General features: G+C 38.7%; 16 protein-coding genes. 8 read left to right on the top strand and 8 right to left on the bottom strand.

The features are described from left to right. The first annotated feature begins 92 nt into the window (after nucleotides 1-92). Nucleotides 93-617 (top strand): 5' nucleotidase, NT5C type, encoded by a 525-nt coding sequence (locus J1G40_RS01910; RefSeq protein WP_265240583.1) that lies wholly within the window; start codon nucleotides 93-95, stop codon nucleotides 615-617. Nucleotides 618-622: 5 nt separating this feature from the next. Further along, nucleotides 623-1588, top strand: coding sequence for a nucleoside hydrolase (locus J1G40_RS01905; protein ID WP_265240582.1), 966 nt, complete (start codon nucleotides 623-625; stop codon nucleotides 1586-1588). A gap of 104 nt (nucleotides 1589-1692) precedes the next feature. Here J1G40_RS01905 and rpmA read toward each other — a convergent pair whose 3' ends face one another. The 3 genes from rpmA to J1G40_RS01890 form a co-directional block, all read right to left on the bottom strand. Further along, the gene (rpmA, locus tag J1G40_RS01900) at nucleotides 1693-1953 is read right to left on the bottom strand and encodes a 50S ribosomal protein L27 (RefSeq protein ID WP_265240581.1); all 261 of its coding nucleotides are present in this window, start codon (nucleotides 1951-1953) and stop codon (nucleotides 1693-1695) included. Nucleotides 1954-2003: 50 nt separating this feature from the next. Beyond that, complete coding sequence (gene rplU / locus J1G40_RS01895; RefSeq protein WP_265240580.1) at nucleotides 2004-2576, bottom strand: 50S ribosomal protein L21; 573 nt, start codon at nucleotides 2574-2576, stop codon at nucleotides 2004-2006. Nucleotides 2577-2707: 131 nt separating this feature from the next. Next, entirely contained in the window at nucleotides 2708-3163 is a 456-nt protein-coding gene (locus tag J1G40_RS01890; RefSeq protein ID WP_265240579.1) for a DUF4199 domain-containing protein, read from the bottom strand. 185 nt (nucleotides 3164-3348) lie between these two features. Between J1G40_RS01890 and J1G40_RS01885 the strand changes: the two genes are divergently transcribed. The 3 genes from J1G40_RS01885 (at nucleotide 3349) to J1G40_RS01875 (ending at nucleotide 7335) form a co-directional block, all read left to right on the top strand. Further along, nucleotides 3349-4671, top strand: coding sequence for a M16 family metallopeptidase (locus tag J1G40_RS01885; protein WP_265240578.1), 1323 nt, complete (start codon nucleotides 3349-3351; stop codon nucleotides 4669-4671). An 8-nt stretch (nucleotides 4672-4679) separates the two neighbouring features. After that, nucleotides 4680-6758, top strand: coding sequence for an insulinase family protein (locus J1G40_RS01880; protein WP_265240577.1), 2079 nt, complete (start codon nucleotides 4680-4682; stop codon nucleotides 6756-6758). Between the two features lie 148 nt (nucleotides 6759-6906). Beyond that, nucleotides 6907-7335 carry a hypothetical protein gene (locus J1G40_RS01875; protein WP_265240576.1) on the top strand — a complete coding sequence of 143 codons (429 nt, stop codon included), beginning with the start codon at nucleotides 6907-6909 and terminating at the stop codon, nucleotides 7333-7335. Nucleotide 7336: 1 nt separating this feature from the next. On the opposite strand, the gene J1G40_RS01870 is transcribed toward J1G40_RS01875, so the two are convergent. The 5 genes from J1G40_RS01870 to mutY are packed head-to-tail and all read right to left on the bottom strand — an operon-like array spanning nucleotide 7337 to nucleotide 11757. After that, nucleotides 7337-8272, bottom strand: coding sequence for a pyridoxal-phosphate dependent enzyme (locus tag J1G40_RS01870; RefSeq protein ID WP_265240575.1), 936 nt, complete (start codon nucleotides 8270-8272; stop codon nucleotides 7337-7339). 49 nt (nucleotides 8273-8321) lie between these two features. Continuing rightward, entirely contained in the window at nucleotides 8322-8876 is a 555-nt protein-coding gene (gldD, locus tag J1G40_RS01865; RefSeq protein ID WP_265240574.1) for a gliding motility lipoprotein GldD, read from the bottom strand. Next, nucleotides 8866-10194, bottom strand: a complete 1329-nt coding sequence (locus J1G40_RS01860; RefSeq protein ID WP_265240573.1) for a gliding motility-associated protein GldE — start codon at nucleotides 10192-10194, stop codon at nucleotides 8866-8868. The genes gldD and J1G40_RS01860 overlap by 11 nt, the downstream gene beginning before the upstream one ends. A gap of 28 nt (nucleotides 10195-10222) precedes the next feature. Further along, the gene (locus tag J1G40_RS01855) at nucleotides 10223-10693 is read right to left on the bottom strand and encodes a single-stranded DNA-binding protein (protein ID WP_265240572.1); all 471 of its coding nucleotides are present in this window, start codon (nucleotides 10691-10693) and stop codon (nucleotides 10223-10225) included. Between the two features lie 17 nt (nucleotides 10694-10710). Then, entirely contained in the window at nucleotides 10711-11757 is a 1047-nt protein-coding gene (gene mutY / locus J1G40_RS01850; RefSeq protein ID WP_265240571.1) for an A/G-specific adenine glycosylase, read from the bottom strand. Nucleotides 11758-11883: 126 nt separating this feature from the next. On the opposite strand from mutY, the gene J1G40_RS01845 reads away from it, so the two are divergent. From J1G40_RS01845 to J1G40_RS01835, 3 genes are all read left to right on the top strand, one after another. Beyond that, on the top strand, nucleotides 11884-12174 hold the full coding sequence (locus J1G40_RS01845; RefSeq protein ID WP_265240570.1) for an HU family DNA-binding protein: 291 nt from the start codon (nucleotides 11884-11886) through the stop codon (nucleotides 12172-12174). Nucleotides 12175-12453: 279 nt separating this feature from the next. Further along, nucleotides 12454-14001 carry a ribonuclease E/G gene (locus J1G40_RS01840; protein WP_265240569.1) on the top strand — a complete coding sequence of 516 codons (1548 nt, stop codon included), beginning with the start codon at nucleotides 12454-12456 and terminating at the stop codon, nucleotides 13999-14001. Nucleotides 14002-14132: 131 nt separating this feature from the next. Next, nucleotides 14133-16532: a trehalase family glycosidase gene (locus J1G40_RS01835; RefSeq protein WP_265240568.1), complete on the top strand. Its 2400-nt coding sequence runs from the start codon at nucleotides 14133-14135 to the stop codon at nucleotides 16530-16532. Nucleotides 16533-16539 lie beyond the last annotated feature (7 nt).

Below are 16539 nucleotides of genomic sequence, written 5' to 3'. Positions count from 1 at the left end.
GAACAACTTACGATATGTTAAGATTTTGTGATTGATTTGTAGTTAGGTTTTCTTTAATTGCTTTTTTGCCGTACTTCGCAAAAACAAAAGCAATGACATTATTTGTGGATATGGATGAAGTAATGGCAGATACTTATGGAGCCCATATAGAAATCTATAACAAAGATTACAACGCTTCATTAACCCTCCAGGATTGTTTAGGAGCAGAAGTATGGCAATGTGTTCCTGAGGCTCATCAGGAAAGTGTTCGTCAACATGCACGGCAGCCCGGATTTTTTCGGGATCTTAGCCCATTAAAAAATAGTAAGGAGGTACTCCGGGAGCTTAACAATAAGTACGAAGTTTATATCGCTTCCGCAGCCATGCAGTTTCCAAACTCATTGAGAGAAAAAAGCGATTGGCTAGACAAACACTTCCCATTTATTCCCTGGCAAAAACGAATTTTATGTGGCGATAAACATGTACTTAAAGGAGATATACTCATTGATGACCGCAGTTATAACCTGGAGAGCTTTAATGGAAAGTCTTACCTTTTCTCCTCACCACACAACATAAATACCAACGGTTTTGAAAGAGTAGATCACTGGCTGCATCTGGCTGATAAATTGCTTAAGTGAAATTAATGAATAGGACTAAACTAATTATAGATACTGATCCGGGAATAGATGATAGCAGGGCTATCCAGTTCGCTTTTGGCAGCAGACAATTTGATGTTTTGGGACTCACTACAGTCTATGGCAATGCAAATATTGAATTGACTACCAGCAATGCCCTGCGATTGTTGTATTTACTAGACCAACCTGATGTCCCGGTTGCCAGGGGGGCCGCGCATCCTTTGAATTCTGAATTCTCGGGCGGCGTCGCTTTCATTCATGGTGATGATGGCCAGGGCAATACATGGGCAGCGGAAGCCCCTCTAAAAGCTATTGATTTACCTGCTGCTGAGTTTATTATCAAAAAGATAAATGAATTACCGGGTGAAGTTACCCTTGCCGCACTTGGCCCACTGACAAATTTGGCTCTGGCTTTACAAAAAGATCCTGAGATTCAACATAAGGTGAAAGAAGTCGTCTTTATGGGCGGTAATGCTTTTTGTGCTGGAAATGCAAGTCCGGCAGCAGAAGCCAATATACTATCTGATCCGGAGGCAGCCGATAAGGTTCTTGGTGCCAGTTGGCCAATTACAATGGTAGGCTTAGATGTAACTCATAAAACCGTTTTATCCAGAGAGACTTTTGATGAAATAGCAAGAAATGACTCCCCAATAAATGCGCACGTTACAAAGGCATATCTTTTTTATCTGGACTTTTTTCAACGCGTAAACCAAATGAATGGGACGTATGTGCACGATTCCTCGGTATTTGCCTATTTGATAAAGCCAGGCCTTTATAAAACCGTAAAATACCCTGTTCGTGTGGAAACCAATGGAGGTATAAGCAAGGGCAAGACTTGGCCTGCTACTGTGGATACAGATAATGAAGAGCGAAAGACCTTAAAACCCTGGAAAAACAGACCCAAAATAAACATCTGTATAGATGTAGATGGGGAAGGGGTAATCCAATTATTAAAAAATGCATTGACAGGTTGAATATACCCGAGGTCTATTACTCCGCTTAACTAATAATTTAGTACAGCATAAAAAAACCCTGACAATGCGGACATTATCAGGGTTTTTTAATATTAAGTAGTATTCTAAGCCTCAAAAGGCTCAATAGAAACATAGGATTTCCCTCCTGATTTCTTTTCAAATTTTACAAGACCATCAACTTTAGCGTGCAAAGTGTGATCTTTACCGGCATATACATTCTCCCCTGGATTATGTTTAGTGCCTCGTTGTCTTACGAGGATATTTCCGGCAACGGCAGCCTGGCCACCGTAAATCTTAACGCCCAGACGTTTCGATTCTGACTCCCTACCGTTCTTAGAACTACCTACACCTTTTTTATGTGCCATGATATTTTATTTTAATCGTCTTACCGGATAATTCCCGGACAACATAGTTATTATTTACTCAATGCTGCTATTAAATCGGCTTTTTTCATTGAAGAAATCCCTTCAATTCCTTTTGCCTTTGCCATTGCCTTTAATTCAGCAACTGTATTTTTACTCAGATCCGTTGTCGCCTTAGGAGCTGCCTTTTTAGGAGCAGCTTTCTTTGGTGCAGCTTTTTTAGTTTCTGCCTTGGCCTTTGGAGCTTCAGCTTTTTTAGCAGCAGGTTTTGCTTTTTCCGCTTTAGCCTTCGCAGGAGCTGCTTTTTTTGCGCCTTTGGCTACAATACTTTCAATGACCAATTCTGTTAAATACTGTCGGTGACCATTTTTTGTTTTGAACCCTTTACGCCTTTTCTTTTTAAAGACAATAACTTTGTCTCCCTTCAGGTGTTTTACGACTTTAGCCTCTACAGCGGCTCCGTCTATAGCCGGGGCGCCAATGGTGATGTTCTTACCATCTTCAATTAGGAGAACGTTGTTAAAAGTTACCTTTTTACCTTCGTCTTCCTTTAAACGGTGAACATACACTTTCTGGTCTTTTGCAACTTTAAATTGCTGCCCTGCCATCTCTACAATTGCATACATAGTGTATCTATTATTTCTGTTTTACTGAGGCCCCACATTTTGAAGGGCCATTAAGCCAAAACAAGACATCTTGCTTAGGCGGGTGCAAATATACTGCTAAATTGGGAATTCGCAAGTGATTTTAGAGGAATTTAAGCCGATTTTCCCCTTGGGTTATTAGAGGCTTTAAAGAGCTGCATAAAAGAGAGCGTAAGTACCAAGGTAGTAGCGAACCCCATAATTGCAACGGTGAAAAATACTATTCCTTCAAAACTTTTAAAATCCTTGAAAAAGACCGAAGAAAGTTGTTCAAGGAAACCGCTGTTTAATTCAGTGGAATAGAGGGCAAAAAAGAAAGTAAAAATTAAAGTAGCTACAAATCCCGTAACCATTCCGGCCGTAAAACCTGCACCATAATTAAAACTGTCTTTATCTTTTAGCCTGTAATACTTAATTGCTTCATAAATACCAAATCCGGTAATGACACCATTAAACAAACTATAAAATACATTGGTATGTAAGCCAAATAAAGAAAGTATTAAGAAATAAGCAATCAGGCATCCACTGGTTGCAATTCCAAATCTGATGGGTAATGCAAATTGTTTCATTTTGATCTTATTTGACGTTAGCTCCTTGAATTTAGGGATTATTGTTTAATTATCCCATAAAATCTTGTTAAAGCAAGCGTGTTTTCCTGCGTTTTTTAGTAAAAAATATATATTCGTGAAACATAAATTTGCTTTGAGATACATATCAAAAAGCGGATAGCTATAATCACAAAAAATTAATGAGAATGAGAAAAACACTAACCCTTGCCATACCTCTGCTTTTTGCAGTTATGGCCACCAACGCCCAGGAGGTAACGTATGATGAATACGACCTTGACAACGGGCTACATGTTATTTTGCACCAGGATAATTCAGCACCTGTAGTTACTACTGCGGTAATGTATCATGTTGGAGCAAAGGACGAAAACCCTGAGAAAACTGGTTTTGCCCACTTCTTTGAACACCTTCTTTTTGAAGGAACCAAGAATATAGAGCGGGGAGAATGGGATAAAATCGTCTCTTCAAGAGGAGGACAAGGTAATGCCAATACAACTCAGGACCGGACCTACTACTACGAGACTTTCCCTTCTAATAATTTAGAATTAGGACTTTGGTTAGAATCTGAGCGCCTTATGCACCCGATAATAAATAAAATCGGTGTAGATACCCAGAGTGAAGTAGTTCAGGAAGAAAGACGTCTTAGATATGACAATGCACCTTACGGAAGATGGCGAGAGCAAATGTTTATAAACCTATTTAAAAAACATCCGTACAGATGGCAAACCATAGGTTCTCTTGAACATCTTGCAAGTGCTTCCCTTGAAGATTTTAAGGAATTTAATCAAAAGTATTACGTGCCTAATAACGCTGTATTGGTTGTTGCCGGAGATATAGATCTCGAGGGCACCAAAAAATTAATTAAGGATTATTTTGGCCCCATATCTAAAGGAAAAGTTATAGAAAGAAAGACTTTTGTTGAAGATCCTATAACTGCAACCATCAAAACAAAGTATCACGATTCTAATATTCAGATACCTGCAATATTGATGGGATACAGGACGCCCGCACAAACAGAAAGAGATGCGTATGTACTGGATATGTTATCAACTTATTTAAGTGACGGTAAGAGTTCCAAGCTTTATAAAAAATTAGTAGATGAGCAAAAACAAGCCTTACAGGTATTTGCTTTTAATAGCAGCCAGGAAGATTACGGGGCCTATATTTTAGGGGCATTACCCGTTGGCGAAACTTCATTAGCTACCATTATAGAAGAAATTGACGAAGAAATTGTTAAAGTTCAAACCGAATTAATTTCAGAAAATGACCATCAAAAATTGCTGAATAAATTTGAAAATCAATTTGTAAACTCCAATAGTAGTATAGCAGGTATTGCTAATTCTCTTGCTAGATTTTATATGCTCTATGATGATACCAGCCTTATTAATAATCAAATTGATATCTACCGCTCTATAACAAGAGAGGAAATCAAGGAAGTTGCGAGTAAATATTTGCAGACCAGCCAAAGAGTGGAATTGGAATATTTACCAGAAGAAACCTTAGAAAATTAAACATTAGCATGAAAAATTTATATACGATAGTTTTATTGGCATGTATGTCTTTTGGAGCTCAAGCCCAGATAGACCGCAGTATAATACCAGAACCCGGACCTTCACCGGAAATAAATTTACAAGAACCTCAGAACTTTGAACTCAATAACGGTTTAAAAGTTATGGTGGTGGAGAACAATAAACTCCCAAGAGTTTCTATACAGTTAAGGATAGATAACCCCCCTATAGCTGAGGGTGATAAAGCCGGGGTTTCTTCTCTTACTGCCAGTCTTTTAGGTAATGGATCTAAATCTATTTCAAAAGATGATTATAACGAAGAAATAGATTTTCTTGGTGCAAGCATAAATTTTGGATCTCAAAGTGCATTTGCCAATTCGCTTTCCAAGTACTTCCCCCGGATATTAGAACTTATGGCAGATGCTGCCATCAATCCTAATTTTACTCAGGAAGAATTTGATAAAGAGAAGGCTAAATTAATAACTGGTCTTAAGACTCAGGAGAAGGATGTAGCTTCTATTGCGGGCAGAGTACAGTATGCCCTTGCTTATGGGACACAGCACCCTTACGGAGAATTTGTCACAGAAGCTACAGTTAACAATGTAACCCTGGCAGATGTTATAAAGTTTTATGAAGATCGTTTTGTGTCCGCGAACGCTTATTTAGTGGTAATTGGTGATGTTAACTTTGATGAAGTAAAAGAGCTGGTGACTAAAAATTTTACTCCATGGACCAAGGCAGTACCATCTAGTTTAAGCTATTCAAGGCCTTCCGATGCACTTTTTACTCAGATAAATTTTGTAGACATGCCTAATGCTGTACAATCTAATGTCAGTGTGCAGAGTTTGGTAGATCTTAAAATGAAAAATGAAGATTATCTGGATGCCTTACTGGCCAACAGAATTTTGGGTGGAAGTGCACAAGCCAGGCTTTTCCTAAATTTAAGGGAAGACAAAGGATATACCTATGGTTCTTACTCCAGTCTTGGTAATGACAAATATGCGCCTGCCATTTTCAGGGCATCTGCAAGTGTCAGGAATGCGGTAACGGATAGTGCCACTGTAGAGATACTTAAAGAACTGGATAAGATTATTAGGGAACCAGTTACCGATGAAGAACTTAAAACTGCCAAAGCTGAATATGTTGGGAGTTTTGTAAGGGCCCTGGAAAGACCAGAAACAATAGCAAGATATGCCCTCAATATTGAAACAGAAGGCCTCTCCAAAGATTTCTACAAGACTTATCTGGAGCGCTTAAATTCCGTATCCAAAGAAGATGTACAGCAGGCAGCACAAAAATATCTTTCTTTAGAAAAGACCAGGGTTGTAGTTGTTGGCAAGGGCAGCGATGTTGCAGAAAACCTGGAAAAGGTAGACATCAATGGTAAAAGAATCCCGGTAAGATATTACAGCAAAACGGCAGAAAAGGTAGAAAAGCCAAATTATGATGCTGCCTTGCCTGATGGCGTAAATGTGAAAAGTGTTATTGAAAATTACTTTGAGGCTATTGGCGGCAAAAGTGAAGTAGATAAGATAGAATCATTGATGTTGGTTTATGAAGGCGAAGCTATGGGAGCAAAGATCAAGACAGAAGAAAAAAGAACTGCAGATAAGTATGCTCAAACTACCTATATGAATGATGCCCCAATGATGGGAGTTATTGCCAAGGGAGATGAGCTCTATATGAAACAGGGAGGAAACAAAGTGCCTCTTCCTCCTGAAATGAAAAACGATCTTAAAAGTGCTATGGGTATTTTTCCAGAACAAGGCATAGCCCTGAACCAGAAAGCTAAATTGACAGGTACTGAAAAAATTGAAGGTAAGGACGCCTACAAAATAGAGGTTCCCGGTGAAGCCGTGCAAGCCACTTACTTTTACGATGTGGAAAGTGGCCTTAAAGTAAAAGAAACTTCAGTGATTACAGTAAATGGCCAGACTCAGAATCAGGAGGTCTCCTATAAAGACTATCAGGAAGTAGATGGGATTAAATTCCCATCTGTTAAAGTTGGCACTATGGGCCCTCAACAGATTGAAAGCAGACTTTTGGAGGCCGTCATAAACAAGGAAGTCACAGATGCTGATTTCGACTGATTAATTCAAAAGTATCCTTAATTAAAAATGTCTGAAGACTTTGTTTTCAGGCATTTTTAGGTTTCCCCTTAAAGTGATGCAAATATGATTTATAATTAGCTGTAATATAACTGCATTTTGTAATTTTGGTCAACTATAAATTCCTTTTATGAAAATTAAAAACTTGCTCTTTGCTTTTTTAGTAATCGGCCTTGTCTATTCCTGTAAGGAAGAAAAAAAATCGGAAACCCTTTCTCAGATGAAGCAAGTCATGAATATGCATGATGAAGTTATGCCTAAAATGGGTACCATGGCAAAACTTGCAGGGAAATTGAGTAGTAAAGAAGATAGTACGGCAACAGGTATGCAATATAAGGCTGCCAGAAAAGATTTACAGGCTGCACGTGACTCGATGATGCGGTGGATGCAGGATTTTGGTAATAAATTTGATACTGATGAGATTATGAATGGCAAAGCGTTGAATGATCAGAAGCAGTTGTGGCTAGATAAGGAGGAAGAAAGAATGAAGGCGCTGAAAGACCAGATTAATTCTAGTATTGAAAATGCCGAAAATCTGCTAGAGGAAACTAAGGATTAAGTTAAAAAGGTAATTGTTCCAGGTCTACATTCCCACCAGAAATAATAATACCAACTTTCAGACCATCAAATATTTCCTTTTCTCTTAATACCGCAGCCAGGGCAACGGCACTGGAAGGTTCTACAATAATTTTCATTCTTTCCCAAATCAGGTGCATAGCTGAAATGATTTCATCTTCAGAAACCCTGATGATGCTGTCAACATACTTTTGAATAATTGGAAAATTCCTGTCTCCCAGTACCGTCTTGAGTCCGTCAGCAATAGTATTTGTACTCTCATTCCCTTCTATTTTACCACTTATCAAAGATCTGTATGCATCATCTGCCTCAAAGGGTTCAGCTCCGATCACCCTGCAATTATTTCCAAAATAATGAGCGGCCAGGGCAGTGCCAGCTATTAATCCCCCACCTCCTACCGGCGTAATTATAGTATCCAGATCCGGGATCTCGGTTAACAATTCCAGAGCCGCAGTTCCTTGCCCAAGTATAACCTCATCATCATTGGAGGGGTGTATAAAGGTAGCTCCGGTTTCTTTTTGAATTTTATCAGAACCTGCCTCCCTTGCAATTAGGGTAGGTTCACATAAGGAAATAATACCGCCATAAGACTCAACGGCCTTTATTTTAATTCTTGGGGCAGAAGTAGGCATTACAATATAGGCTTTAACGCCCAGGCTTTTGGCCGCCAGTGACAGGGCCTGTGCAAAATTCCCTGATGAGTGAGTTACCACCCCGCGAGATCTGGCTTCACCAGAGAGTTGAAGTATGGCATTTGTAGCCCCTCTCATCTTATATGCCCCCATCCTTTGAAAATTTTCGCATTTAAAATAGAGCTCTGCTCCCGCAATTTTACTTATGGAGCGCGATTTTAACACGGGGGTATTGTGGATATAGGGCAATATCCTTTTATGAGTATCCAGAAGTAATTGCTTTTGCATAGCGATCATAAACCCTGCAAGGATCTTTCCAACCCAGGCAGTAGCATTGTTAATTCTTCCACTTCAAAGTTTCCATTATTCTTTGTATATCATTTTGCAGGTATACCGCGGCAGGATATATGGAATCATAGTTGGGTTTAACATAAAAGTACAGCGAACCCGTAACAAAATGTGTCAGGCTATCTGTGGCGTAAAATTGGGCCTGTGAAGCGGCATCGCCTTTAACTTCATAAAACATCCCATAAACCCTTTCACTTTCATTGATAAACTCTTTAGGATCAATTGCGTCTGCTTTTACGACATGTTCGTAGCTTAATTTTTGAGCATCAGAAAGTAATTTTTGAAGATCCCCTTCTACTTTTTTATAGGTAATGAATATGGACCCTTTCATTTTCGGGTATTCCAATGTCAGCGATTTAGCATTGCGATCTTTCACATTTGCAAGGGCATTAAGCTCAAATTCGAAGTGGTCTGTTTCTAACTTGCCCGCAGGAGAATTGGGGTACTCCAAACGAAGCATGGCCTTTGGTTTGGGAAGCACCTCTTCTCGACAAGATCCCATCAAAACTAATAACAGTATTACAAGAGGCCATTTAAGTTGCATGTGGTAAGGTGATTTTTATTTGTTTAATTCTTTTTTTGTCGAGACTTTCTACGAGGAACTGGTAATCTCCAAAATACACCTTCTCCCCTCTTTTAGGAAAACTTCCTGATATTTCCAGTACAAAACCAGCAATAGTTTCTGATTCCCCTTTTTGAACTTCAAAGGCTTCCTCATCTTCAATTTTAGCTACTCTGTAGAAATCTTTGAGGGTAGTTTTACCGTCAAATACATAATTATAATCATCGAGCTTTGAAAAGATAAGGTCGACATCGTCAAATTCATCGCTAATATCCCCAACAATCTCCTCGATAATATCTTCCAGGGTAACTATTCCTGAAGTACCTCCATATTCATCAACAACGACAGCCAAATGGTTTTTCTTGTCCTGAAACTCCACCAGCAGATCGTCTAGTTTTTTATTTTCAGGCACAAAATATGGTTCCCGAATAAGTGAAATCCAATCGAATACCTTTCTATCTAAATAGGGCAATAAATCTTTCACATAGAGTACCCCCAGAACATTGTCCATATTTTCAGAAAAAACCGGTATCCTGGAGTAGCCATGATTCTTTATTTCGTCTAAAACATCCGGAAACTTCATATCCTCGCTTAGCGCAAATATGTCTATTCTCGGGCGCATTACCTGTTTCGTATCTGTATTGCCAAAGCTTACAATTCCTTCAAGTATTTTTTGTTCCTCTTTTGTGGTATCTCCTTCAGAAGTAAGTTCCAGAGCTTGAGATAAATGATCTACGCTTAAATTGGTTTTCTGCTTGCCTAATTTATTATATAAAAAAAAGGTAACAGACCGCATTGGAAGACTTAGTGGAGAAAACAGAACATCTAAGACCTTCAAAGGATAGGCCATAAAATGGGAGAATTGTTTCTGATTCCTATTGGCGTATACCTTAGGAAGGATCTCACCGAACATCAGGATCAGAAAAGTTGCCACCAACACTTCGAGTAAAAACCGAACAGACAGAAGACCAAAAAGGGTATAATTAATGCCTGAAAAAATGGTGTCTCCTATTGCACTAAACAAGAGAACAATTCCAATATTTATGGTATTGTTGGCAATAAGAATTGTGGCTAATAACTTTTTAGGCCGCTTTAGTAATGCAACTACTATGGTTCCCCTGGAGGATCGTTCTTCATCGATGCCGTTAATATCGGTTGGTGAAAGTCCAAAAAAAGCAACTTCCGCCCCTGAAATTAGGGCAGAGCATCCCAGTAAAATAACAAGAACAACAATCTTTAATGCGAAGACACTGTCTAAAAAGACAAAATTCAGGATTAAACTAAGGGGATCAGGATCCAATAGTCAGAATTTAATTTCTTAAGTGGTTCTAAAATGGAAGATCATCTTCCTGCTCCGGTTCACTTGCCGTTTGTGCAACTGTGGAAGGTGTTTTTTCCCTGGATGCCTCTGTGGCTTGAGTATTTCCCTGACCAGCAGACATACTGTTTGCCATACTCTCTTTCTTAGTAGAAAGAAATGTAAAGTCCTGAACATGGACTTCAGTGGTATATCTTGTATTCCCATCTTCCCCCTGCCATTGCCTGGTCTTTAACCTGCCTTCCACATAGATTTTATCTCCTTTACTAAGGTATTTTTCACATATTTCCGCAGCCTTGTTTCTTAGAACAATATTATGCCATTCTGTATTTGTGACCTTTTCCCCACTTTGTTTGTTGGTATAGGTTTCATTTGTGGCAATAGGAAAACGACCTATACAGTTACCCCCTTCAAAATAGTGCATCTTCACTTCATCGCCCAAATGCCCAATTAACATCACTTTGTTTAATGTACCGCTCATAGCTTATGTTTAAGAATTCAAAAATACGAAATTTTAAGGGTTTTAATAGCATCAGCAATCAAAACCGGCACTGGATAATTGTCTAATTTTGAAGGGGGAATACCTTCATTCAATACCTTATCCGTTTTAATTAACCAGAACTTGGTATGGAGGTGCTGGTGCGATAGTTTGTGTACAATCATTTGTTTATTAAACTCCCTAACTTCCGTAAGTTCCGGATAGGATAATACTTTTGATAAAAGCGGTATTAATTGTGTATCATTAATAGAATTCTCTGTTTCTATCAATGGAAATTGAAATAGATTTTGCCATATTCCCTTAGTGGTTCTTTGCTGCAACAAGGTGTTGTTTTCCGGATCGAGAAGTATCAAATAATTAAAGTTTCTGACTCTCACCCTGGTTTTTTTCTGTTTCCTCGGCAATTCATGAATCCTGTTTTCTTTTAAAGCACAACAACTCTTATTTAAAGGACAATTAAGACAATCAGGGCTTTTAGGAGTACACTGGATAGCGCCAAACTCCATTATCCCCTGATTATAAGGCCCTATATCATCCACATCCATAACTTCACGAGCCAGTTCCTTAAAATATTTTGTCCCCTGGGAAGAATCTATAGGAATATCCACCCCAAAATATCTTGCTAGTACCCTATAAACATTACCATCTACGACGGGTTCCGGCAAATTATAACAGGCAGATGCAATGGCGCTGGCTGTATAATCCCCAACTCCTTTTAATTTCAGAAGATCTTTGTAAGTCTCAGGAAATTTGCCTTTATAATCTGTAGTTATTGCTTTGGCAGTGGCATGCAGATTTCTGGCCCTTGAGTAATATCCCAAACCCTGCCATAATTTTAATACTTCTGCTTCACTGGCAGCTGCCAGATCGTTTACTGTTGGATATTGTTTAAGGAATTTCTGGTAATATGGCAGACCCTGAGCAACTCTGGTCTGTTGCAGGAGAATTTCGGATAGCCAAATTCTATAGGGATCTTTGGTCTTTCTCCAGGGTAAAGATCTTTTATTCTCAGAATACCATCGAAGAATTATTTTTGAAAAGGACATCTCCATTATACTAAGGAGCAAAAGTAATTGTTTATATACTTAAAATTAGTTCTTTAAGGCAAAAGATTGAATAATATTTATATATTTGCAAGCCTGAAAAACATACAGATAAATTAAATTTTTAAAATGACGAAAGCGGATATTGTATCGAGAATCTCAGAAAAACTGGGAATTGAAAAAGGAGATGTTCAAGCAACTGTTGAAACGTTCATGGAAGAGGTCAAATCTTCATTAGAGAATGGCGACAATGTATACCTGAGAGGGTTCGGCAGTTTTATTATCAAAACAAGAGCGGAAAAAACCGGTAGGAATATTTCTAAAAATACCACCATCAAGATTCCAGCTCATAACATTCCGGCATTTAAACCAGCCAAGGTTTTTGTTGAAGGAGTTAAGAGTAACGTACAAGTTCAATAATAACAGAAATTAAAGTAGAATTTTATGCCGAGTGGTAAAAAAAGAAAAAGACATAAGGTAGCTACCCATAAGCGTAAAAAGCGAAGGAGAGCTAACCGCCATAAGAAAAAGTAAATTAAAGGGGCTGATATTTTCATCCCCTTTCGATTGCTTTTTCGAATACTACGTTCATTGACATAGAAATTCCAAAAAGGATTTCGACGGGTTAATACAACAACCTGTAACAACAAATGTTTAATCCATCCTGTATTATGTAATACGGGATTAAAACTGAATCAGGTGAATAGAGAATTAATCGTAAGATCCAATTCTAATGCCGTCGATTTTGCCTTACTGAAGGATGGAAAGCTCATTGAACTTCACAAAGATGAAGATACCAATAATTTCAACGTTGGTGATATAATGATTGCCAAAGTGCGCAAACCTGTAACGGGTTTAAATGCCGCTTTTGTTAATGTAGGCTATGAAAAAGATGCCTTTTTACATTATCACGATCTGGGGCCACAACTGGCCACTATGTTGAAATTTATTAAGCAGGTGAGTACAGGGAAATTAAGAAATTATTCCCTGAAAAATTTTCCATTCGAAAAAGATATTGATAAGCACGGCACAATTAATAATGTGATCAAGGCAAATCAGTCTTTACTTGTGCAAATAGTCAAAGAGCCCATATCTACCAAAGGACCACGAATAAGTTCAGAGCTTTCACTAGCAGGACGTTATCTGGTTATGGTTCCATTTTCTGATCGTGTTTCCGTTTCACAAAAAATCGGAAGCAAAGAAGAAAAGGACAGGCTAAAAAGATTGGTGAAAAGCATAAAACCTAAAGGTTTTGGCGTAATCATCAGGACTGTTGCAGAAGGCAAAAAAGTAGCAGAATTAGACAAGGATCTTCAAAACTTGCTGAACAAATGGACAGCAATGTGTAAGAAATTGTATAAAGCACCTACACCCTCTAAAGTTTTGGTGGAGCTAAATAGAGCTTCTTCCATTTTAAGAGACGTGTTTAATGATAGTTTCACTGGCATCCATGTGGATGATGAAACGCTTTATAACCAAATTAAAGATTATGTTGCGGAGATCGCTCCTGCAAAAGAATCGATAGTAAAATTATATAATTCTTCTGTTCCCATTTTTGAAAAATTTGGGATAGAACGGCAGATTAAAACCTCTTTTGGGCGTACTGCCTCTATGAGTAAAGGTGCTTATCTGATTATAGATCATACAGAAGCACTACATGTAATAGATGTAAACAGCGGTAACCGTTCTAACAAAGCCAAAAATCAGGAAGATACAGCTCTTGAAGTAAATCTTCTTGCCGCCTCGGAAATTGCAAGGCAACTTAGGTTGCGCGATATGGGCGGAATTATCGTGGTAGATTTTATAGACATGATAAAGGCCGATCACAGAAGAAAGCTTTTTGATCATCTGAGAGATGAGATGAAAGAAGACAGGGCCAAACATAAAATATTGCCCCCGAGCAAGTTTGGTCTTATTCAGATTACAAGACAACGGGTACGTCCCGAAGTAAATATTAAAACTACAGAAGAAAATCCAAGTGGTAATGGCCAGGAAGTAGAGGCACCTATTGGATTGGTAGATAAAATAAATGTAGATCTGGAAAGGATTATGAAGAGTAACAAAAAGGATAATGGTATTGTTTTAAACATCCATCCTTTTATAGCGGCTTACATAACCAAAGGATTCCCATCAATCCGTTCCAAGTGGTTTATGGAACACAAAAAATGGGTTAAAGTACAACCAAGAGATGCTTATAAATATCTCGAGTACCGTTTTAAAGATAAAGACGGTAAAATAATTTCATAATAAAAAAGCGATTCCAAAACGGAGTCGCTTTTTTTTTGGCTATTATCCAAGTGAAATTCAATTTCATGGCTAATGAATTCCTTCTATTTTTTATAATTTAGTCTAAACTGACATCAGAAAAACACTTTTAAATGAAAAAGCTCCTTGCCTTAATTGGCCTCCTAATAGCTTTTATCGCATGTTCCCCGGAAAATGAAAATGAGACACATAATTTCCAGGCCCTTCTGGCTGATTCACCTTCTATAAAAGGCAAGCAAGAGTATCTGAATTCTCCCTATGTTACTGCAGGGAATAGGGTGTATATGGTTGGCCATCAGAATGGCACCTTTCCCGAAATAGGCTGGCATATAAAAGGAGAAATGGGAGGTATCTGGAATCACCCGATTAAACTCATGGACGGTTTTAGAGCTGCTCTCCGATGGGAAGATGAAATAGTAAAATTAGCAGATGCCCATACATTTATTAATTATCCCTTTGGAAACGAATTGCAGTACACTTTAGAAAGAAAAAATCTAAATATTTCACGTTTGCATTTCGTGCCGGACGACCTGGAAGGCATTTCTGTACAATACAAATTGGAAAATACTGGTGAAACTACTTTGAATTTTGAGTTTGAATTTACCGGGTACACAGACCTAAGACCTACATGGCTGGGTGAAGAAAACAACATGATTGATGGCCAGGATTCCGCAGAATTCCTGGATGATCTGAATCTATGGCTGGCGAAAGACGAACTTAATTCGTGGTATGTTGCCTTTGGTGCTGAAAATAGCATTAGTCTAAATGCCGTGCAGGAAAACGAATATATGGGAAAGGGTTCTGCAAACCGTCTTGGTCATTCACTTTCTATCGCTCCGGGGAGTAGTGAAACCCTAACCTTCACAATTGCCGGCTCTTATAACTCAAAGGAGGCCGCATTACAAACTTACCAGGAAATTCAGAACAATGCTCTCCAATTGTTAGCAGCTAAAAAACAAAGGTATCAACAATTGGCAAAACAGTCTAAACTCACCCTACCGGACAAAAAAATTGAGCAAACCTTTGAATGGCTGAAATACAATTGCGATTGGCTGGTACGGAATGTCCCTGAAGTTGGTACCGGAATCACCGCAGGTATTCCTGACTATCCCTGGTGGTTCGGAGTAGATAGCGAATACGCCTTAAAAGGGTATATGGCTATTGGTCAAAGTGATGTGGTGCATAAGACCATTGAACTATTAGATAGTGTCTCAAACGCCGTAAATGGCAATGGTAAAATAATCCACGAGATGTCGACCAATGGGGTGGTTTTCAATAAAGGAAATATTAATGAAACTCCGCAGTACGCGTCGTTGATTTGGGAAATTTTTCAATGGAATGGCGATATTGAATTTCTAAAAAAGTATTTTCCCACAGTAAAGAAAGGACTGCAATGGCTCATGGAAGAAAATGACCAAAACAGAAATCTTTTCCCGGATGGTTTTGGTATGATGGAAATTCATGGTCTCAATAGTGAAATGATAGATGTGGCTTCGTATACACAAAGGGCATTTTCTGATGCAGCCAAAATGGCAAGTGTACTGGAAGAAAAGACCTTGGCGAAAGAGTATCAGCAAACTGCAGATGATTTGAAAGCAAATATCAATAAGGAATTCTGGTCTGACGAATTTGATTCTTATGCTGACTTCTTAGGAAAAGACACACAGGCCCTCCACCTGATAGATGATGCTATAGTGCGTGCTGATACATTAAATAAACCCTGGGCAATTGAAGAGCTTGAGCAGACCAAGAAAAAGATTCTCTCTAATCCGTCCGATAAATTGCGACCGTTTGTAGTGCATCATAATTGGGTAGTAAATACCCCTATGGAAATGAAAATCGCAGATAAAGATAAAGCCCTGAAAGCGTTGAACACAGCGGAAAGATTTGTGAACCCCTTTGGTGTTTTCGTTACCGGGATAGACAGGGATGCATCGGCTGGTAGTGATGATGGTTCTTTTAGTGGCAGCAAAGTCTTTTCCTATACAGGGGCCGTGATGACTTTGCCGACAGGGGTGCAGGCCGTAGCTGAAAATAACTACAACAGACCCGACAAAGCTTTGGATTATTTAAAACGAATGACCAGAACATTTAGCTATGCTCTCCCGGGAAGCATGTACGAGGTATCACCAGACTATGGAATGATAGCACAGGCCTGGAATATCTATAGTTATGCCATTCCTATAGTTCAGCAATTTTTCGGAATAATGCCCCACGGCCATTTAAAAAAAGTAGTGATAAAGCCCCAATTACCTAAGGAATGGGATGATGCTTCCTTAGAAAATGTATTGGTTGCTGACAATGAGATTTCGGTGTATTATAAAAGCACTCCCCAGGCCATAAATATACGTGTTGTGCAACTTAATCCTGATTGGACCATAGAATTGACACCTCTAAAATCAGAAGAGGGTAGCTATAAAATCCTTGAGGGTAAGGCCGAACAATCGGAAACATCAACCCACCAAAAGTTTAGCAGTTCTTCTAAGGTGCTGGAAATTCAACTAGACCTTTAAACCATAA

The organism is Muriicola sp. Z0-33, assembly GCF_026126425.1.
Lineage (GTDB): Bacteria > Bacteroidota > Bacteroidia > Flavobacteriales > Flavobacteriaceae > JAFMPW01.
This window is presented reverse-complemented; position numbering and strand designations above follow the sequence as displayed.